The 18,479-nt window shown below is 67.8% G+C and carries 14 protein-coding genes and 3 rRNA genes; 11 read left to right on the top strand and 6 right to left on the bottom strand.

Annotation, left to right across the window (positions count from 1 at the left end; translation table 11 throughout):
* Nucleotides 1-45 precede the first annotated feature (45 nt).
* Nucleotides 46-396: a YciI family protein gene (locus OHA72_RS21605; protein WP_327009591.1), complete on the bottom strand. Its 351-nt coding sequence runs from the start codon at nucleotides 394-396 to the stop codon at nucleotides 46-48.
* 68 nt (nucleotides 397-464) lie between these two features.
* Nucleotides 465-1,487 carry a hypothetical protein gene (locus OHA72_RS21610; RefSeq protein WP_327009592.1) on the bottom strand — a complete coding sequence of 341 codons (1,023 nt, stop codon included), beginning with the start codon at nucleotides 1,485-1,487 and terminating at the stop codon, nucleotides 465-467.
* Between the two features lie 152 nt (nucleotides 1,488-1,639).
* Between OHA72_RS21610 and OHA72_RS21615 the strand changes: the two genes are divergently transcribed.
* From OHA72_RS21615 to OHA72_RS21635, 5 genes are all read left to right on the top strand, one after another.
* Complete coding sequence (locus OHA72_RS21615) at nucleotides 1,640-2,242, top strand: hypothetical protein (RefSeq protein WP_327009593.1); 603 nt, start codon at nucleotides 1,640-1,642, stop codon at nucleotides 2,240-2,242.
* A gap of 63 nt (nucleotides 2,243-2,305) precedes the next feature.
* On the top strand, nucleotides 2,306-2,920 hold the full coding sequence (locus OHA72_RS21620) for a hypothetical protein (RefSeq protein WP_327009594.1): 615 nt from the start codon (nucleotides 2,306-2,308) through the stop codon (nucleotides 2,918-2,920).
* 79 nt (nucleotides 2,921-2,999) lie between these two features.
* Nucleotides 3,000-3,626 (top strand): PadR family transcriptional regulator, encoded by a 627-nt coding sequence (locus tag OHA72_RS21625; RefSeq protein ID WP_327009595.1) that lies wholly within the window; start codon nucleotides 3,000-3,002, stop codon nucleotides 3,624-3,626.
* Between the two features lie 238 nt (nucleotides 3,627-3,864).
* Nucleotides 3,865-4,821 carry an ABC transporter ATP-binding protein gene (locus OHA72_RS21630; RefSeq protein ID WP_327009596.1) on the top strand — a complete coding sequence of 319 codons (957 nt, stop codon included), beginning with the start codon at nucleotides 3,865-3,867 and terminating at the stop codon, nucleotides 4,819-4,821.
* Nucleotides 4,822-5,173: 352 nt separating this feature from the next.
* Nucleotides 5,174-5,899: an ABC transporter permease gene (locus tag OHA72_RS21635; protein WP_327009597.1), complete on the top strand. Its 726-nt coding sequence runs from the start codon at nucleotides 5,174-5,176 to the stop codon at nucleotides 5,897-5,899.
* Here the strand turns inward: OHA72_RS21635 and OHA72_RS21640 are convergent.
* A complete protein-coding gene (locus tag OHA72_RS21640) occupies nucleotides 5,884-6,513 on the bottom strand; it encodes an NAD(P)-dependent oxidoreductase (protein WP_327009598.1) in 630 nt (209 codons plus the stop codon). The two genes, OHA72_RS21635 and OHA72_RS21640, sit on opposite strands and share 16 nt — an antisense overlap.
* Before the next feature lie 68 nt (nucleotides 6,514-6,581).
* Here OHA72_RS21640 and OHA72_RS21645 point away from each other — a divergent pair, with 68 nt between their 5' ends.
* On the top strand, nucleotides 6,582-6,953 hold the full coding sequence (locus OHA72_RS21645; protein WP_327009599.1) for a winged helix-turn-helix transcriptional regulator: 372 nt from the start codon (nucleotides 6,582-6,584) through the stop codon (nucleotides 6,951-6,953).
* Nucleotides 6,953-7,732 carry an SGNH/GDSL hydrolase family protein gene (locus OHA72_RS21650; protein WP_327009600.1) on the top strand — a complete coding sequence of 260 codons (780 nt, stop codon included), beginning with the start codon at nucleotides 6,953-6,955 and terminating at the stop codon, nucleotides 7,730-7,732. The genes OHA72_RS21645 and OHA72_RS21650 overlap by 1 nt, the downstream gene beginning before the upstream one ends.
* Before the next feature lie 360 nt (nucleotides 7,733-8,092).
* Here the strand turns inward: OHA72_RS21650 and OHA72_RS21655 are convergent, their stop codons facing one another.
* The 3 genes from OHA72_RS21655 to OHA72_RS21665 form a co-directional block, all read right to left on the bottom strand.
* Nucleotides 8,093-9,025, bottom strand: coding sequence for an NADP-dependent oxidoreductase (locus OHA72_RS21655; protein WP_327009601.1), 933 nt, complete (start codon nucleotides 9,023-9,025; stop codon nucleotides 8,093-8,095).
* 293 nt (nucleotides 9,026-9,318) lie between these two features.
* Nucleotides 9,319-10,824: a class I SAM-dependent methyltransferase gene (locus OHA72_RS21660; protein ID WP_327009602.1), complete on the bottom strand. Its 1,506-nt coding sequence runs from the start codon at nucleotides 10,822-10,824 to the stop codon at nucleotides 9,319-9,321.
* Between the two features lie 3 nt (nucleotides 10,825-10,827).
* A complete protein-coding gene (locus OHA72_RS21665; protein ID WP_327009603.1) occupies nucleotides 10,828-11,148 on the bottom strand; it encodes an antibiotic biosynthesis monooxygenase family protein in 321 nt (106 codons plus the stop codon).
* 115 nt (nucleotides 11,149-11,263) lie between these two features.
* On the opposite strand from OHA72_RS21665, the gene tyrS reads away from it, so the two are divergent.
* The 4 genes from tyrS (at nucleotide 11,264) to rrf (ending at nucleotide 18,479) form a co-directional block, all read left to right on the top strand.
* Nucleotides 11,264-12,574, top strand: coding sequence for a tyrosine--tRNA ligase (gene tyrS / locus OHA72_RS21670; RefSeq protein WP_442788646.1), 1,311 nt, complete (start codon nucleotides 11,264-11,266; stop codon nucleotides 12,572-12,574).
* A gap of 680 nt (nucleotides 12,575-13,254) precedes the next feature.
* A 16S ribosomal RNA gene (locus OHA72_RS21675) occupies nucleotides 13,255-14,769 on the top strand.
* A gap of 353 nt (nucleotides 14,770-15,122) precedes the next feature.
* A 23S ribosomal RNA gene (locus OHA72_RS21680) occupies nucleotides 15,123-18,244 on the top strand.
* Between the two features lie 118 nt (nucleotides 18,245-18,362).
* A 5S ribosomal RNA gene (gene rrf / locus OHA72_RS21685) occupies nucleotides 18,363-18,479 on the top strand.
* Together the 16S, 23S and 5S rRNA genes form the textbook arrangement of a ribosomal RNA operon.

Genomic DNA, 18,479 nt, shown 5'->3' on the forward strand with positions numbered 1-18,479 from the left:
GGCGACCGACAGAAATCGCCGCGCTGACAGTCGGTGCCCTCTCGCCTACTGACTGAACACGATCGGGCGCACCTCGATCGCGTTCCACTTCGCGTCGGGGATCATGGCGGCCAGCTCCACCGCGCGCTCCTTCGAGGCGCACTCCACCAGGTAGAAGCCCGCCAGGAACTCCTTGGCCTCCACGTACGGGCCGTCGGTCACCGTCTCGGCGCCGGCCCTGATCCGGACCACGGCGCTGTCCTTCGGGTCGGCCAGGGCGTGCGTGCTCACCATTTCGCCCGACTCGGTGATCGTCGTGATGAACCGGTCGTGCCCGGCCATCACGTCGTCCACGTCTGCCTGGGTCAGCGTCGCCCAGACGTCGGGGTTCATGTGGATCAGCAGCAGATACTTCACGGGTGCGCTCCTGTCGCGTCGGTGTGCTCTGGTGACAGGTCGGTGCCGGCAGGCGCCGCTCGACATACCTACGGTGCCTTGACCGCGGCCGGCAGTGGCAGCGACTTCGTCAGTTTCGTCAGGGTCGTGGCGGCTTTGGCGAACTGTGTGCCGTTCGGATGGACGGACAGCACCGCGACGATGTACCGGTCGTTGTCGCCGACCGTGCCGGTCGTGTGCAGGACCTCGCCGCTCATGTCGGGCTGGTTCGGCGCCGCGACTCCCACGAAATCCGCGACATCCACGAAATCCGCCTGCGCGGCGGGCCCGGCCAGGGACGCGTTCGCCACGCACGGGGTCTGCGGGTTGTCGCCGAACCCGGACCAGCCCTGCTTCGCCGACCACGGCTTGCGGAACGCGCTCGGGATGCCGAAGGACTGGTCGTACTTGTCGGTCCCGCACTTCGTCGACTCGTGCAGGTTGCCCATGATGTAGTCGCGCACCGGCGCCGGGGCCTTGCCGAGGATGTACTGGTAGATCCGCACGAGATCGCCGGCGCTCACCGCCGTGTACCCCCAGTAGCCCGGCTGGCTCGCCGGCGGCGGCGCCGTGTCCTGCAGTGCGAGCCGCTGCACCATGCGGGTCACGATCTCCCGCTGCCCGTCGGCCTTCCACAGCCCGGTCGCCGCGCTGTCGTCGCTGCTGCGCAGCATCACGTCGAGCTTCGGCTTGTCGGCCGCCGGCACCGCGTACCCCGGACCCTTGTTCCAGAAGTAGTCCAGTGCGATCAGCAGTTTCACCAGCGACGCCGAGCGGAACCGCCAGCTGCCCTTCTGCTGCATCACGAACGTCGAGGACTGCCGGTCGAAGATCACGATGCCCGCCGTCACCCCGGCCGGGACCGCGACGCTCGCCCCGGCGCCGGCGGACGGCGACGCGGCGGCGGAGCCCGACGCGGCACCGAGGCCGGCCACCGCGCCACTGTCCGCCTGGCCCGGTGCCGGCTGCCCGGTGTCCTTGTCCGCCGGTGGGGACCCGCACCCGGCGAGGCCGGCCAGTGCCAGCCACGCGACCACGACGCCGAGGAGGAGCCTGACCCGGGTTGAAGGCATGGCGCCCATCCTCACGCCCGCACCGCCCCAGCACAAACACCCCACCCGGCGGATGAGCCGCAGGCCCGGATCAGGGCGGTCTTGCGCGTTTCCGCGTGCGGCGGCGCCCGCGGGTGGCGCGCCGGGGTGCTGTCCTGGGCGACCATGGCGGGGTGGGGGACAGGGGGCGTCCGTGGTGGGCCGTTCTCGTCCTGGCGGTCCCGGTGGCGTTGCTGCTCGCGGGGCTGTGGGAGGCCATCGCGCTGTTCACCGCCGTGTGCGCCGGCCTCGCGGGGCCGGTGGTGGCCCGGCAGTGGTGGAGCCGCCGCCGGCAACGAGCCGCGCACGCGGACGGTGTACAGGAGTGGCTCGGGCACGTGGCGCTGGACAGTGTCGTCGGGTTCTGGGACGTGAGCGTCGGCTCGGCGTTCCGGTTCGGCGCGGGCGTACCGGTGCGGCTCGCGCCGAGACCGCTCGGGCTCCTCGTCGAGGCCAGGCGGCCAGGTCAGGGCCTGCTGTCCACGGGTCCGGCCGCGGCGCCGGCGCGGGCACCGATGCTCGTCGCATGGGCGGACATCGCGGGGGTACGGTGCAACCCGCGCACCCGCCTGACGGACTGGGGGCGGGTCGGTGTGCTGCCGTTCGCCGTCGTCGAGCTCGACCTGGACGGTGGCAGTGTGCTGCCGTTCGCCACGCTCGACCCCACCGGGCTCGCGGAGCTGATCACCGACCGGTCCGGACCCGGCCCGGACCCCGGGGGACCAGCGTGCGGGTGATCGGCCCAGCACCCTGCGTGGTTGAGTTGCGTCGGTTTCTGACGGTTCCGTACGGTGGCCCCCATGGCAGAGCTGATCGAGATCGGTGTTTGGTTCGAGGCCCGGCCGATCACCGTTGAGCAGGGCGTCGACCGTTTCGAGGCGCTGCGGCGCGGCGACACGGGATGGGTGACGGCCGATCCCGGCGTCGAGCGGTTCCACCGTGAGGTGCTCGCCGGGATCGACGCGGCGTGGTGGGCCGGACCGGTCGTCGCGGCGGACACGCACGTGCTGCTGAGCCTGCGGCCGGACACGCCGGAGGAGGCGCTGCACCTGGTGCACAAGCTCGCCGACGAGTGCGAGCTGCTCTGCTTCCAGCGGCCCGGGCGGCACCAGCCCGCGGCGCTGTGGCAGCCGCGGCGGCTGCTGCGGGTGCCGGTACCGCGGCTGTCGACCGACGACGGTTCGCTCGCGCACCACCCGACCGGCGACGACATCCGGGAGTTCCTCGGGCGCCTGACCGCCGACAACCCGTCGGCGGTGCTGTGGCGCGGCGACGGGTCCTCGATCCGGGTCACGTTCGTGCCCGGGCAGCGCCGCTGGCGCCTGGAGACCGCGGTCGGCGACGAGCGGACCGAGACGGTCCAGGACGACCTGTCCGGCGTGGCCGAGCGGTTCGAGGCGTTCGCCCAAGCATGACGGCGGCCGCTTGTGGCCGAGCACTTGCGGACGTATGCTCGTAGACGAGTAAACGGCGACGAGTAGCTGGGGGGTGGGCATGGCCAAGCGACGCAAGGTCGGCAACCTGCTCGGCCTGCAGCTGCTCGCGATGCTGGTCGAGCGACCCATGCACCCCTACGAGATGGCCACCGAGCTGCGCGGCCGCGGCAAGGAGCACGACCTCAAGATCCAGTGGGGTTCGCTGTACACCGTCGTGCAGAACCTGGAGAAGCACGGATTCATCGAGGCCGCGGAGACGACCCGGGAAGGTCGCCGGCCGGAGCGCACCGTGTATCAGCTGACCCAGGCGGGCCGCGACGAGGCCGCGGACTGGCTCCGCGAGATCGTCGGCGTCCCCGAGCGGGAGTATCCGAGGCTCAAGACTGCCCTGTCGGTCGTCGGCGTGCTGCCACCCGACGAGGTGATCGAGCTGATCGAGCGGCGGGTCGCCGTCCTTGACCGGCAGCTCGCCGAGGCGCGGGCCGACCTGGTCAAGACCCAGGACGTCGTGCCGAGGATCTTCCTGATCGAGACCGAGTATTCGATCGCGCTCGAGCAGGCGGAGACCGACTGGCTGCGCGGGCTCCTGGCGGAGCTGCGCGCCGGCACGCTGCCGGGCATGGCCGCCTGGCGCAACTACCACGACACGGGAGAGCTGGACGTCGAGGCGTTCAAGGACCCCTGAGCGGGCGCCGGGCGTGCACGGACGGCCCGGCGAGCACAACAGGGGAGCCGGGCGTCCTGGAGGCGGCCGGTGCGCCCTGAGCAGGATGCGAAACAGCCCCGGACCGGTGCGGGAACACCGGACCCGGGGCCCGACCTCGACCGATCCCGCGGGAACGAGCCCGGCGAAGGTGTGTGCAGCCGCCAGGATAGCGAACTCCCACGGGACCGGTCTGCGACCTTCGGAACCGGAGACCACCATGCCCGCTGCCGTCACGGCACACGACCTCGTCAAGACGTATCCCAAGGGCGTCACGGCGCTCGACCGGCTGTCACTGACCCTCCAGCCGGGGGAGGTGCTCGGCCTGCTCGGGCCCAACGGGGCCGGCAAGTCGACCACCGTCAAGATCCTCACCACGCTCGCCCGGCCCGACTCGGGCGCCGCGACGGTCTGCGGCCACGACGTGCTGCGCCACCCCGACCGGGTGCGCCGCGTCATCGGCGTCGTCTCGCAGCGCTCCGGCCTCGACCCGGCCGCGTCCGGCCGGGACAACCTCATGCTGCAGGGCCACCTGTTCGGGATGCGCGGCCAGACACTGCGCCGCCGCGTCGACGAGCTGCTCGACACGTTCGGCGTCGCCGACGCCCAGCACCGGGCCGTGCGCGACTGGTCCGGCGGCATGCAGCGCCGCCTCGACGTCGCGATCGGCCTCGTGCACCGCCCGGACGTGCTGTTCCTCGACGAGCCGACCACCGGCCTCGACCCGGTGGGCCGCGCGCACCTGTGGGCGGAGATCGCCCGGCTCGCCGGCGCGGAGCTCGCGATCCTGCTGACCACCCACTACCTCGACGAGGCCGACCGGCTCGCCGACCGCGTCGCGATCGTCGCCGGCGGCCGGATCGTCACGGAGGGCACCCCCGCGAAGCTCAAGGCGGAGCTGCGCGGCGATGCCGTGCACCTGGAGCTGCGGGAGCCGGACGAGGCCCTCGACGCCATGCGGGTGGTGAGGGCGGTGCCGGGCCTGCGGGACGTGTCCGTCGAGCGGCGGCGGCTGTCCGCACGCGCCGACGACGGGGCCGCCGCGGTGCCCGGAGTCCTCGCGGCTCTGGAGACGGCGGGGCTGCCGGTCGCGAGCGTGACCGTCGCCCGTCCGTCGCTGGACGACGTGTATCTCAAGCACGCCGGCCAGCGCATCGAGGCGGAGGTGGCGGCATGAGCGGCGCGGAGCGCAGCGGGGTGGCCGCGAATCGGGATTGCGGGTTTGGCTCAGGGCGACGCCGGAGCGCAGCGGAGGTGGCGGCATGAGCGGCGCGGAGCGCAGCGGAGTGGCTGCGAATCGGGATTGCGGGTTTGGCTCAGGGCGACGCCGGAGCGCAGCGGAGGTGGCGGCATGAGCGGCGCGGAGCGCAGCGGAGTGGCTGCGAATCGGGATTGCGGGTTTGGCTCAGGGCGACGCCGGAGCGCAGCGGAGGTGGCGGCATGAGCGGCGCGGAGCGCAGCGGAGTGGCTGCGAATCGGGATTGCGGGTTTGGCTCAGGTCGACGCCGGAGCGCAGCGGAGGTGGCGGCATGAGCGGCATGTTCTGGTTGACGGCGCGGCGGTTGAAGGTGTTCGTCCGGCAGCCCGCGTTCCTGTTCATCATGCTCATCCAGCCGGCGATCTGGCTGTTCCTGTTCGGCAACCTGTTCCGGCGGGTCGTCGAGCTGCCCGGCTTCGGCACCGGCAGCTACCTGGACTACCTGGTGCCGGGCGTGGTCGTGATGAGCGCCGTGTCCTCCAACATGTGGTCCGGCATGGGCGTCCTGGAGGAGATCGACCGCGGCACCATGAACCGGTTCCTGATCACCCCGGTCAACCGCGGCGCGATCCTCAACGCCGCCGTCGTCGAGCAGGCCATCAGCACCACCGTGCAGTCGCTGATCATCGTGCTGCTCGGCATGGCGGCCGGCGCGAGCTTCCCCGGGGTGCTGCTGATCGTCGCGTCGGTGCTGCTCGGCACCGTGTTCAGCGCGTTCTCCAACACGATCGGCATGCTGGTCCGGCAGCGCGAGACGCTCATCGGGCTCAACACGTTGCTGCTGCTGCCGTTGACGTTCCTGTCCTCGGCGTTCATCGCCAAGGGTCTGATGCCTGGCTGGATGCAGGCGGTCGCCGCCGGCAACCCGGTCAACTGGGCCCTGCAGGCCGGGCGCGAAACGCCCGACCTGGTCGCCGGCGCCGGACTGCTCGCCCTCGCCGCCGCCATGGTGTGGCTGTCGACGCGGACGTTCCGGACGTATCAGAAAGCGGTCTGACTCCGCACGGTGAGCTGGATGCGGTGGTGCGCCGGGGACACCACCTCATCCAGTATCGCCGCGGCCAGATCCGCGTAGGTCGTCGTCCCGTCGACGAGGCGGCCGTCGTCGAAGACCTCGAAGGCGCCGCTGCCCGGCTCGTCCTGCAGTTGCATCGTCGGGGTGAACAGCACCCAGTCGACCGGCCCGCTGTCGAGCACGGCCAGTTCTTCGGCGCGGCCGAGCGAGAACGGGCGGTAGGCGTCGGGGAAGTCGGCGGCCTCGTAGACCTTCACCCCGTCCGGGCCGTCGAGGGTCGTCGCCACCCCCACGACCAGGAGCCGGCCGACCCCGGCGCGGACCAGGCCGTCGAGGAGGGAGCGGGTGCCGTCGCCGTACAGCCGCGCCGGGTCGAGGTCGGCGGTGTAGACGGCGCTGACCGCGACGTCGTGCCCCACGGCGACGGCGGCGACGCTGTCCGCGTCCGTGACGTCCCCGGCGACCGCGCCCTCCACATCCGGGTGCCGCGCCGGATCCCGCACGACCGGGGTCACCCGCAGCCCTCGCTCCCGCGCTCCGGCCGTGATCCGCCGACCGGCCCGCCCACCCGCTCCGAACACCACCAAAGAGGTCATGCCGGCGACCGTAGAACGCGAGACCTCGGTAACTGCAAGGTAACCGGGGCGTGCGTTACGGTCGCCGGGTGAGCTCGCCGCTGCCACGAGACCTGTTCGACCCAGCGTGCCCGTCGAACGCCACGCCGTTCCAGATCGGCGACAAGTGGGCCGGGATGGTCCTCGTCTGCCTGCAGGACGGCCCGCGCCGCTTCACCGAGCTGCGGGTGCCGATGCACCGCGTCTCCGCGAAGGTCCTCGCCGAGACCCTGCGCGCCCTCGAACGCGACGGCATGATCACCCGCACGGCGCACGACGAGGTCCCGCCCCGCGTCGAGTACGCGCTGACCCCGCTCGGCCGGACCCTGTTCCCCGCCATGGACGCCTGCCGCGCCTGGGCCGCGGAGCACCTGCCAGCGGTGCTGAACGCCCGCGAGGACTACGCCGCGAGGGGTGCGTGATGTTCCAGCGGTATGTGGCGATCGGCGACAGCACCACCGAAGGCATGGACGACCCGGACGGCGCCGGCGGCTACCGCGGCTGGGCGGACCGCTTCGCCGCGCACGTCGCCCGCGCGCAGCCCGGCCATCCCCTGGAGTACGCGAACCTGGCGGTCCGCGGCCGCACCACCGCCCGGATCCGCGCCGAGCAGCTGCAGCCCGCCGTGGACCTCGCGCCGGACCTCGCCACCGTCGTCGCGGGCATGAACGACATCCTGCGCGGGTCGTTCGACGTCGCCGCCGTCGCCGGTGACCTCTTCGCGATGCAGGAGGCCCTCGTTGCCCGCGGCGCGACGGTCCTGACGTTCACGCTGCCGGACCCGGCGCCGGTCATGCCGATCGCGAAGCCGCTGCGGGGCCGGGTCATCGCCTTCAACGCCGCGATCCGCAAGGCGTGCGCCGACAGCGGGGCGGTCCTGCTCGACCTCGGCGCGTACCCGGTCGCGTCCGACCCGCGGCTGTGGAGCGACGACCGGCTGCACGCCAACAGCGCCGGCCACGAACGCATCGCCGCCGCCCTTGCACACGCCGTCGGCCTGCCAGGCACCGACGACACGTGGACCCTGCCGCTGCCGTCCGCCCCGGTCCGCCGCCGGCACCAGGTGCTGCGGGCGGAGCTGGCCTGGGGCCGCCGGCACCTGCTGCCGTGGGTGGGCCGCCACCTGCGCGGCCGGTCGTCCGGCGACGACCGCTTCGCCAAGCGCCCCGACCCGTCACCGGTCGAACTCCCCGACCCCTGACCGACCGTCCCGAGGGCGACCCGCACCGTTCCGAGGGTGACCCGCACCGTCTCGTGGGTGACCCGCACCGGCCGGACTTCGTGCCGGCAGACGGGTCAAGATCGCGTTTGCTTCGCGCCTCGAAGTGCACACCTGGACCCTTGCGCTGCGATTGGACGACCACCAGGCGACTTCGATCACGGGCTGCAAGAGCGAACGTGCGTGAGCACTGGGACGTTCCCGTGATCACGGAACCTCGGTGGCGCCCCGGCCCCCGTGAAGGTCCGTGATCACGGGGGCGATGCGTGGGCTTGCTTGGTCCGGGTCTGCGGGACAGGAGCGGTGCGGGACGGGGACAGCGCGGGAGCGGTCCGGGCGGGCTCAGGGGACGAGGATGACCTTGCCGCGGACGTGGCCGGACTGGCTCAGGTCGTGGGCCGCGGGCGCTTCGGACAGGGGGAAGACGCGCTCGACGGGCATCGTGAAGCGGCCCTGCCGGTACAGGTCGGCGGCCTCGTCGAGGGTCTGCCAGGCGCGTCCCTCCGAGCCGTCGGTGACGCGGGCGCCGAGCTTCGGCGCGTCGAAGTCCACGATGCTGACCACGTCGGCGGGGGCAGGGGTCAGCGTGATCAGGTCGGCGACGGCGCCCCGGCCGGCGGTGTCGAGGGCCAGGTCGACGCCCTGCGGCGCGGCGGCGCGGACGCGGTCGGCGAGGCCTTCGCCGTACGTGACGGGGGTGGCGCCGAGCGAGCGCAGGAAGTCGTGGTTGCGCTCGCTGGCGGTGCCGATGACGGTCGCGCCGCGGGCGACGGCGAGCTGCGTGGCGGCGATGCCCACGCCGCCGGCGGCGCCGTTGACGACGATCGTCTGGCCCTTCTCGACGCCGAGCAGCGCGAGCGCGCGGCCGGCCGCCTCGACGACGCCGGGCAGACCGGCGGCCTCCTCGAACGGCATGCCCGGCGGCTTGGCCACCCACAGCTTCATCACCGCGAACTCGGCGGCGCCGCCACCGGCCGCCAGCCCGAACACCTCGTCGCCGACCTGCGGCGCGGCGGCGCCCGGGGACGCCGCAGCGTCGGGCGCCGCGGGGCCGACGGCGTCGATCACGCCGGAGACGTCGCCGTGCGGGATCACCGGGAGGCGGCTCGGGGTCGTGTCGCCGAAGGCGCCGCTGCGGACCTTCCAGTCGAACGGGTTGATCCCGACGGCACGCACCCGGATCCGGACCTGCCCCGGGCCCGGCTGCGGCTCGTCGACGTCGACGACGTGCAGGACGCTGGACGGACCGTACTCGGAATACCGCAACGCTTTCACGTGAGCCACCTCCGGTGGTGAGACGGGCAGAGCGGGCGACGGGCACGACCCCGGCCACGCTCCGGGAGCCGGTGCCGCAACGGTGCCCCGGGAACCGGTGCGGAAACCCGGCCGCGCCGGGGCCAGGTGTCGAACGGGCGGTGCGGCCAGATGTCGAGCGTGCGCGCCGGGGTCAGATCTTGAGCGAGCGGTGCGGTCAGGTGTTGAGCGTGCGCGCCGGGGCCAGGTATCGGGCGGGCGGAGCAGTCAGGTGCCGAACGGAGTGGAGCGGTCAGGTTGAGCGGGCGGGGCGGTCAGGTGTTGAGCGGGCGGCGAGCCACCAGCAGCACGTGCGTGTCGGGCCATGGCAACGGCGTGCCGTCCTGGGACGACAGCTGCGCGACCGGGGCGAGCCGGTGCTCCACGATCCAGTCGTTGCGCCACGAGTGCGACGCGCCGTCGACCTCGAAGCCGATGTCGGTCAGCAGCGCCTTCCAGTCCGCGAACTCCAGTCCGCAGAACTGCTCGTGCGCCTCGGACAGCCAGTTGTCGGGATAGTCCTTGTGGGTGAGGAACTCCATCGCGTCGCTGAGGGCGATGTCGACGGTGCCGTCGGGCCGGGCGTCGAACGGCAACGGGAAGTGGAAGTCGGCGGCGAACCGCTCCAGCCGCGCCCGGGTCGGCAGGCCCTCGACCAGCGCGGAGATCTCGTCGCGGGACAGGCCCGTGAGGTCTGCCTGGCCGGCCGGGACAGCGCCGGGGGCGCCCTGCAGTGCGAGCCGCACCCGCAGGCCGCGGTTGTCGGGGCCGCACACGTCGGAGTTGATCCAGACGCCACCGGGCACCGTGTGGTCGTAGATCGCCTGCGCGAAGCGGCGCAGCGACTCCATCCGGCGCCCGTAGGACCAGATCTCGTGGGTCAGCGCGAACGTCAGCGTGGTGTCGACCGACCGCGGCGCGAACACGGCGCCGCCGAGGACGTTGCGGCAGTAGAAGTAGACGTTGGGGTTGGTGAACCAGCCCTGCGCTTTGCGGTGCACGCACTCCTCGAACAGGTGCCTGGCGACCTCGACGCCGATGAGGTCGCTCTCCCGCAGCGCCGGCTCGCGGTCGGCCAGGGCGAGGACCGCGCCGGCGCCGCAGCCCACGTCGACGATCCGGCCGGGGCGCACGTGCCGGCGCACCATGTCCCACTTGCGCTCGGCGCTCGCCTCGAACGCCTCGGCATAGGTGCGGTAGTCGCGGGTGGTGGTGAGGCCGCCCTCCTCGCCGACGACCGGGTCGTTGACGACCTGCGCGACCTGCTCGCCGAGGTGATACCGGTCGTAGACGTCGAGGCTCGCCGGGTGCGCCAGGTCCCGCCACGCCGGATCGCCGGCGGCGAGGCGCATCAGCACGTCCCACGGCCGGTCCGGCGCGGGGTCCCGCTCGGCCTCGACCCCGGCGATCGTGAACCCGAGCTCGGCATACATCGCCGCGACCTCGGGCGTCGAGCACGCCACCACCGTGTCCCGCGGCGTCAGGGTGTGCCCGAGCACCGACTCGACGCTCTTGAGGGTGACGTCGGCGAACCGGCCGGTGTGCGCGGTGTCGAACACCGGCACGACCAGGGACCGCAGCCCCTCCTGCACGCTGAAGCGTTCGATCGCCGCCTGCCGCCGGTCATAGCCGACGGGGTTGCGTTTGGTGTTCTGGTGGTTGGCGCTCGTCACGGCCCACACGACCGTCTGCCCGCCGTCGCCGGCGAGACCACGCAGGTAGCTCGCCTGGAACCTGGTCAGCAGATGGTGGCGGCCGGGGAACAGGACGAAGCGCTCCAACGCTCAGCCCTCGGCGGCGGGTGCCGGGTCGGCGTGCTGCACGACCTCGAACTCCAGCAGGCTGGAGCCGGAGGCCACCGGCTTGGCCCGCTCACCGGAGTGCGCCTCCATTGCGGGACCCTTCGCCCACGCCTGGAAGTCCTCCTCGGACTCCCACCGGGTGTAGACGAAATAGCGGGTCTCGCCGGCCACCGGGCGTAGCAGCTCGAAGCCCAGGAACCCCTTCGACCCCTCCACGGCGCCGTGCCTGGCGCCGAACCGGCGCTCCAGCTCGGGGCCCGCACCTTCAGGAACCTCGATCGCGTTGATCTTCACAACCGCCATGCCCCAACACTATCGGTCGGCTACGACACTTCCGCCCCGTCATCGGATGAGGGACGTGCGGGTGGTGGCTCAGGTCGTACACCCGCCGCCGATGCCGCGAACAGCACCGGTTGCAATGCGTTGGGCCGTCACCGGGGGTGGGTGCGAGAATCGCGGCGTGACCGATGTGCTTGATGATCTGCAGTGGCGTGGCCTGATCGCCCTCTCGACGGACCTCGACGAGTTGCGCGCCGAGATGGCGAAGGGACCGCTGACGTACTACTGCGGTTTCGACCCCACCGCGCCGAGCCTGCACATCGGGCACCTGCTGCAGGTGCTGACGATGCGGCGGTTGCAGCTGGCCGGGCACCGGCCGCTCGCGCTGGTCGGCGGCGCCACCGGCCTCATCGGCGACCCCCGGCCGTCCGCGGAGCGGCAGCTGCACTCGCGTGACCAGGTCGCCGAGTGGGTCGAGAAGATCCGCGGCCAGATCGAGCCGTTCCTCGACTTCACCGGCGGCAACGCGGCGACGATGGTCAACAACCTCGAGTGGACCGCTCCGCTGTCGGCGATCGACTTCCTGCGCGACATCGGCAAGCACTTCCGGGTGAACAAGATGCTGACCAAGGACGCCGTCAGCGCCCGGCTCAACTCCGACGCCGGGATCAGTTACACCGAGTTCAGCTACCAGATCCTGCAGGGCATGGACTTCCTGGAGCTGTACCGGCGGCATGACTGCCGCCTGCAGACCGGTGGCAGTGATCAGTGGGGCAACCTGACGGCGGGCACCGACCTGATCCGGCGCATCGAGGGCGCGTCGGTGCACCTGCTGGCCACGCCGCTGCTGGTCAACAGCGCGGGGGAGAAGCTCGGGAAGTCCACCGGCGGCGGCAGCCTGTGGATGGACGCGGGGATGACCTCGCCGTACTCGTTGTTCCAGTACTTCGTGAACCTCGAGGACTCGATCGTGGGCGGGCTGCTGCGGCGGCTGACGTTCCTGTCCAGGGAGGAGATCGAGGCCCTGGAGAAGGAGACGGCGGACCGGCCCGCGGCACGGCTCGGGCAGCGGCGGCTCGCGGAGGAGGTCACCCGGATCGTGCACGGCCCGCACGAGACCGAGCAGGTGATCGCCGCGTCGCAGGCGCTGTTCGGCCGGGGTGAGCTCGCGTCCCTGTCCGCGTCGACATTGCGTGCCGCGTTGTCGGAGGCCGGTTTGGTACGAGCAGCGGCCGGGACCTCCGTTGCCGACCTGTTCATCGCCGCCGGGCTCGTCAGCAGCCGCAACGAGGCGCGGCGGACCGTCGCGGAGGGCGGTGCGTACGTGAACAACGAGCGGGTGAGCGACGCGGAGGAGATCGTCGCCGCCGACCGTGCCCTGGCCGGCGGCCTACTGGTGCTGCGTAAGGGAAAGCGGACGTTCGCCGGGGTCGAGCTCGGCTCGATTTGACTCTGTCGCAGCACTCCACGTAGCTTTTGCGAGCGCCACGGGGCACCTGCCCGGTGGCGCTCTGCGCGACCGGGGCCCACGACCACCACCGAGCGAGTGATCGATTTGGTGGAGATCGGGAAGCCGGGTAACGTAGATGACCGGCAGGGAAACGGACGGCGCGCTTGACGCGCCGGGCGGCCTGCCGAAGCTCAGACGACCGATGGCCGGGTGACCGGTCGAAGGTCATGCCCACGAGGCGGACGGCAGCCAGTCGACAATGTCGATTTGGATGCGGGACGCGGAGCGGGTAAGGTTGACAACCGGCAGGGACACGGACGAGGCACGCGGGTCGCTCAAACGAGCCGCAGCGGACGTCCTGCCGAAACCATACGACACTCGACCGGGTTACCGGAAGAGTCGTTGTGTGTCCGCAAAACGGGACAAAGTACGGCGAGCCGGACTTGACACCGCAAAGCGGATGTGCTAGATTAAAGCGGAATGAAGCGCCCTGGGTGAGCGGAACTGGTAACAGTGAGGCTCTGCGGTGTGCGTTGGTTGTTTGAGAACTCAACAGGGTGCTTGTTAAGCCAGTGCCAATTGATATGACCCCGTGACACGGGCCAGTGATGGTTTTCGTGTCCGAGGATTCCTTTGGTGACAAACGATTGTTTGTTGCCAGGACAGGTTTTCCACAAGTTTTGTTGGAGAGTTTGATCCTGGCTCAGGACGAACGCTGGCGGCGTGCTTAACACATGCAAGTCGAGCGGAAAGGCCCTTCGGGGTACTCGAGCGGCGAACGGGTGAGTAACACGTGAGTAACCTGCCCTAGGCTTTGGGATAACCCTCGGAAACGGGGGCTAATACCGGATATTCATTCTTCACGGCATCGTGGGGTGTGGAAAGTTTTTCGGCCTGGGATGGGCTCGCGGCCTATCAGCTTGTTGGTGGGGTGATGGCCTACCAAGGCGACGACGGGTAGCCGGCCTGAGAGGGCGACCGGCCACACTGGGACTGAGACACGGCCCAGACTCCTACGGGAGGCAGCAGTGGGGAATATTGCACAATGGGCGGAAGCCTGATGCAGCGACGCCGCGTGAGGGATGAAGGCCTTCGGGTTGTAAACCTCTTTCGACAGGGACGAAGCGCAAGTGACGGTACCTGGAGAAGAAGCGCCGGCCAACTACGTGCCAGCAGCCGCGGTAAGACGTAGGGCGCGAGCGTTGTCCGGATTTATTGGGCGTAAAGAGCTCGTAGGCGGCTTGTTGCGTCAGCTGTGAAAACCCGCAGCTCAACTGTGGGCTTGCAGCTGATACGGGCAGGCTTGAGTTCGGTAGGGGAGACTGGAATTCCTGGTGTAGCGGTGAAATGCGCAGATATCAGGAGGAACACCGGTGGCGAAGGCGGGTCTCTGGGCCGATACTGACGCTGAGGAGCGAAAGCGTGGGGAGCGAACAGGATTAGATACCCTGGTAGTCCACGCTGTAAACGTTGGGCGCTAGGTTGGGGGGCCTCTCCGGTTCTCTGTGCCGCAGCTAACGCATTAAGCGCCCCGCCTGGGGAGTACGGCCGCAAGGCTAAAACTCAAAGGAATTGACGGGGGCCCGCACAAGCGGCGGAGCATGCGGATTAATTCGATGCAACGCGAAGAACCTTACCTGGGTTTGACATGGGCGCTAAAACCGCAGAGATGTGGTGTCCTTCGGGGGCGTTCACAGGTGGTGCATGGCTGTCGTCAGCTCGTGTCGTGAGATGTTGGGTTAAGTCCCGCAACGAGCGCAACCCTTGTTCGATGTTGCCAGCGGGTTATGCCGGGGACTCATCGAAGACTGCCGGGGTCAACTCGGAGGAAGGTGGGGATGACGTCAAGTCATCATGCCCCTTATGTCCAGGGCTTCACGCATGCTACAATGGCCGGTACAAAGGGCTGCGATACCGTGAGGTGGAGCGAATCCCAAAAAGCCGGTCTCAGTTCGGATCGGGGTCTGCAACTCGACCCCGTGAAGTCGGAGTCGCTAGTAATCGCAGATCAGCAACGCTGCGGTGAATACGTTCCCGGGCCTTGTACACACCGCCCGTCACGTCACGAAAGTCGGTAACACCCGAAGCCGGTGGCCCAACCCTTGTGGAGGGAGCCGTCGAAGGTGGGACTGGCGATTGGGACGAAGTCGTAACAAGGTAGCCGTACCGGAAGGTGCGGCTGGATCACCTCCTTTCTAAGGAGCAACCTCCACCGAAAGGTGGCAGGAGCCCCATACCGGCCGAATGCGCTGGTGGGGTGCTCATATGGCGGAGACACTGGCGAAGTATCGCGGACAACGGTTTCCAATGGTCTAGTACAGCCACGTGAGTGGAGTGGAACGGTCGGAGATGCGGTTCGTGGCACACACAGGCACCCTGTTGGGTCCTGAAACAATCAGCGCGGTGACGCGAGGGTTGGTTCAGACGAGACTCACACTAGGAACAGGACCGCGCCGGCTTCGGCGGAGGCTGTTTCTGACAAAGTGGTGTGGGTTTGGTGTTGGTTGAGAATTGCACAGTGGATGCGAGCATCTTTAAAGCTTTTTGTGGTCAAGTTTTTAAGGGCGTACGGTGGATGCCTTGGCATCAGGAGCCGATGAAGGACGTGGGAGGCCGCGATAGGCCTGGGGGAGCTGTCAACCGAGCTGTGATCCCAGGGTGTCCGAATGGGGGAACCTGGCACCAGTCATGTGGTGTCACTCCTGCCTGAACACATAGGGCAGGTAGAGGGAACGCGGGGAAGTGAAACATCTCAGTACCCGCAGGAAGAGAAAACAATAGTGATTCCGTGAGTAGTGGCGAGCGAAAGCGGAAGAGGCTAAACCGTGTACGTGTGATACCTGGCAGGGGTTGCGTGCGCGGGGTTGTGGGGCATGTCTTGATCGGGCTGCTGACCGGTCGCACAGTCAGAAAATTCTGGGTTAGTCGAAGTTCGCTGGAAAGCGGCACCGTAGACGGTGAGAGTCCGGTAGGCGAAAATCCTGGGTCTGTGTTGGTGTGTTCCCGAGTAGCGGCGGACTCCTGTAATCTGCCGTGAATCTGCCAGGACCACCTGGTAAGCCTAAATACTCCCTGATGACCGATAGCGGACGAGTACCGTGAGGGAAAGGTGAAAAGTACCCCGGGAGGGGAGTGAAATAGTACCTGAAACCGTGCGCCTACAATCCGTCGGAGCGTCCTGGCCTTTTGGGGTCGGGGGTGACGGCGTGCCTTTTGAAGAATGAGCCTGCGAGTTAGTGATACGTGGCGAGGTTAACCCGTGTGGGGGAGCCGTAGCGAAAGCGAGTCTGAATAGGGCGTTCAGTCGCGTGTCCTAGACCCGAAGCGGAGTGATCTAGCCATGGGCAGGCTGAAGCGCGGGTAAGACCGCGTGGAGGGCCGAACCCACCAACGTTGAAAAGTTGGGGGATGACCTGTGGTTAGGGGTGAAAGGCCAATCAAACTCCGTGATAGCTGGTTCTCCCCGAAATGCATTTAGGTGCAGCGTCACGTGTTTCTTGCCGGAGGTAGAGCACTGGATGGCCTAGGGGGCCTACAAGCTTACTGAAGTCAACTAAACTCCGAATGCCGGTAAGTGAGAGCGTGGCAGTGAGACTGCGGGGGATAAGCTTCGTAGTCGAGAGGGAAACAGCCCAGATCACCAGCTAAGGCCCCTAAGCGTGTGCTAAGTGGTAAAGGATGTGGGGTCGCATAGACAACCAGGAGGTTGGCTTAGAAGCAGCCACCCTTGAAAGAGTGCGTAATAGCTCACTGGTCAAGTGGTTCCGCGCCGACAATGTAGCGGGGCTCAAGCACACCGCCGAAGCTGTGGCATTCACATGATAACCCGGCTGATCCTTTCGGGGTGAGGTCCAGGTGTGTGGATGGGTAGGGGAGCGTCGTGTCACCGGTGAAGCGGCGGAGTGATCCAGCCGTGGAGGTGACGCGAGTGAGAATGCAGGCATGAGTAGCGAAAGCAGGGTGAGAAACCCTGCCGCCGGATGACCAAGGGTTCCAGGGCCAGGCTAATCCGCCCTGGGTGAGTCGGGGCCTAAGGCGAGGCCGAGAGGCGTAGTCGATGGATAACGGGTTGATATTCCCGTACCCGCGTAGAAGCGTCCATGCCGGACCCGCTTGTACTAACCTCCGGATGCTTTGAGACCTTCGGGTTGATGGGTTGATGTTGGGAACTTGGGTGGTAGTAGGCAAGCGATGGGGTGACGCAGGAGGGTAGCTGGACCCGGCCGGTGGTTGTGCCGGGGCAAGCGTGTAGCCCGCAGTATAGGCAAATCCGTACTGCTTGAGGGTGAGACGTGAAGCGGAGCCGTTTCAGGCGAAGTCAGTGATCCCATGCTGCCGAGAAAAGCCTCTAGCGAGTTTCGAGCGGCCCGTACCCCAAACCGACACAGGTGGTCAGGTAGAGAATACCGAGGCGATCGGGCGAACTGTGGTTAAGGAACTCGGCAAATTGCCCCCGTAACTTCGGGAGAAGGGGGGCCACCGATGGTGAGACCACATGCTGGTGGAGCGGTTGGTGGCCGCAGAGACCAGGGGGAAGCGACTGTTTACTAAAAACACAGGTCCATGCGAAGTCGTAAGACGATGTATATGGACTGACGCCTGCCCGGTGCTGGAACGTTAAGGGGACCTGTTAGTCCGTGAGGGCGAAGCGGAGAACTTAAGCGCCAGTAAACGGCGGTGGTAACTATAACCATCCTAAGGTAGCGAAATTCCTTGTCGGGTAAGTTCCGACCTGCACGAATGGCGTAACGACTTCCCCACTGTCTCAACCACAGGCCCGGCGAAATTGCACTACGAGTAAAGATGCTCGTTACGCGCGGCAGGACGGAAAGACCCCGGGACCTTCACTATAGCTTGACATTGGTACTCGAATTCGATTGTGTAGGATAGGTGGGAGCCTGTGAAGCGGCCACGCCAGTGGTTGTGGAGGCAAGCTTGAAATACCACTCTGTTGGATTTGGGTATCTAACTTCGGACCGTGATCCGGTTCAGGGACAGTGTCTGGTGGGTAGTTTAACTGGGGCGGTTGCCTCCTAAAATGTAACGGAGGCGCCCAAAGGTTCCCTCAGCCTGGTTGGCAATCAGGTGTTGAGTGCAAGTGCACAAGGGGGCTTGACTGTGAGACTGACAGGTCGAGCAGGGACGAAAGTCGGGACTAGTGATCCGGCACTGGCAGGTGGAAGCGGTGTCGCTCAACGGATAAAAGGTACCCCGGGGATAACAGGCTGATCTTCCCCAAGAGTCCATATCGACGGGATGGTTTGGCACCTCGATGTCGGCTCGTCGCATCCTGGGGCTGGAGTAGGTCCCAAGGGTTGGGCTGTTCGCCCATTAAAGCGGTACGCGAGCTGGGTTTAGAACGTCGTGAGACAGTTCGGTCCCTATCCGCCGCGCGCGTAGGATACTTGAGAAGGGCTGTCCCTAGTACGAGAGGACCGGGACGGACGAACCTCTGGTGTGCCAGTTGTTCTGCCAAGAGCACGGCTGGTTGGCTACGTTCGGAAGGGATAACCGCTGAAAGCATCTAAGCGGGAAGCTCGCTTCGAGATGAGGTATCCCACCCCTTGAGGGTTAAGGCCCCCAGTTAGACCACTGGGTTGATAGGCCGGAAGTGGAAGCCTGGTAACAGGTTTGAGCTGACCGGTACTAATAGGCCGAGGACTTGACCTCATACACAAAGCTTTATGAGACAACGCATCCACTGTGTGATTCTGAACCAACACCAGAACGCACCCCTGCAGCCGGCGACGGCGGGCAGGGTGTGCGGTGGTTGACAGGTTCATAGAGTTACGGCGGCCATAGCGGAGGGGAAACGCCCGGTCCCATTCCGAACCCGGAAGCTAAGCCCTCCAGCGCCGATGGTACTGCACCCGAGAGAGTGTGGGAGAGTAGGACGCCGCCGGAC

This window comes from Dactylosporangium sp. NBC_01737, assembly GCF_035963215.1.
Lineage (GTDB): Bacteria > Actinomycetota > Actinomycetes > Mycobacteriales > Micromonosporaceae > Dactylosporangium.

Excerpts from the sequence above, each read along its gene's own strand:
- OHA72_RS21610 (WP_327009592.1), bottom strand. The coding sequence starts at position 1,487 with ATGCCTTCAACCCGGGTCAGGCTCCTCCTCGGCGTCGTGGTCGCGTGG.
- OHA72_RS21620 (WP_327009594.1), top strand. The coding sequence starts at position 2,306 with ATGGCAGAGCTGATCGAGATCGGTGTTTGGTTCGAGGCCCGGCCGATC.
- OHA72_RS21625 (WP_327009595.1), top strand. The coding sequence starts at position 3,000 with ATGGCCAAGCGACGCAAGGTCGGCAACCTGCTCGGCCTGCAGCTGCTC.
- OHA72_RS21630 (WP_327009596.1), top strand. The coding sequence starts at position 3,865 with ATGCCCGCTGCCGTCACGGCACACGACCTCGTCAAGACGTATCCCAAG.
- OHA72_RS21635 (WP_327009597.1), top strand. The coding sequence starts at position 5,174 with ATGAGCGGCATGTTCTGGTTGACGGCGCGGCGGTTGAAGGTGTTCGTC.
- OHA72_RS21640 (WP_327009598.1), bottom strand. The coding sequence starts at position 6,513 with ATGACCTCTTTGGTGGTGTTCGGAGCGGGTGGGCGGGCCGGTCGGCGG.
- OHA72_RS21650 (WP_327009600.1), top strand. The coding sequence starts at position 6,953 with ATGTTCCAGCGGTATGTGGCGATCGGCGACAGCACCACCGAAGGCATG.
- OHA72_RS21665 (WP_327009603.1), bottom strand. The coding sequence starts at position 11,148 with ATGGCGGTTGTGAAGATCAACGCGATCGAGGTTCCTGAAGGTGCGGGC.
- tyrS (WP_442788646.1), top strand. The coding sequence starts at position 11,264 with ATGCGTTGGGCCGTCACCGGGGGTGGGTGCGAGAATCGCGGCGTGACC.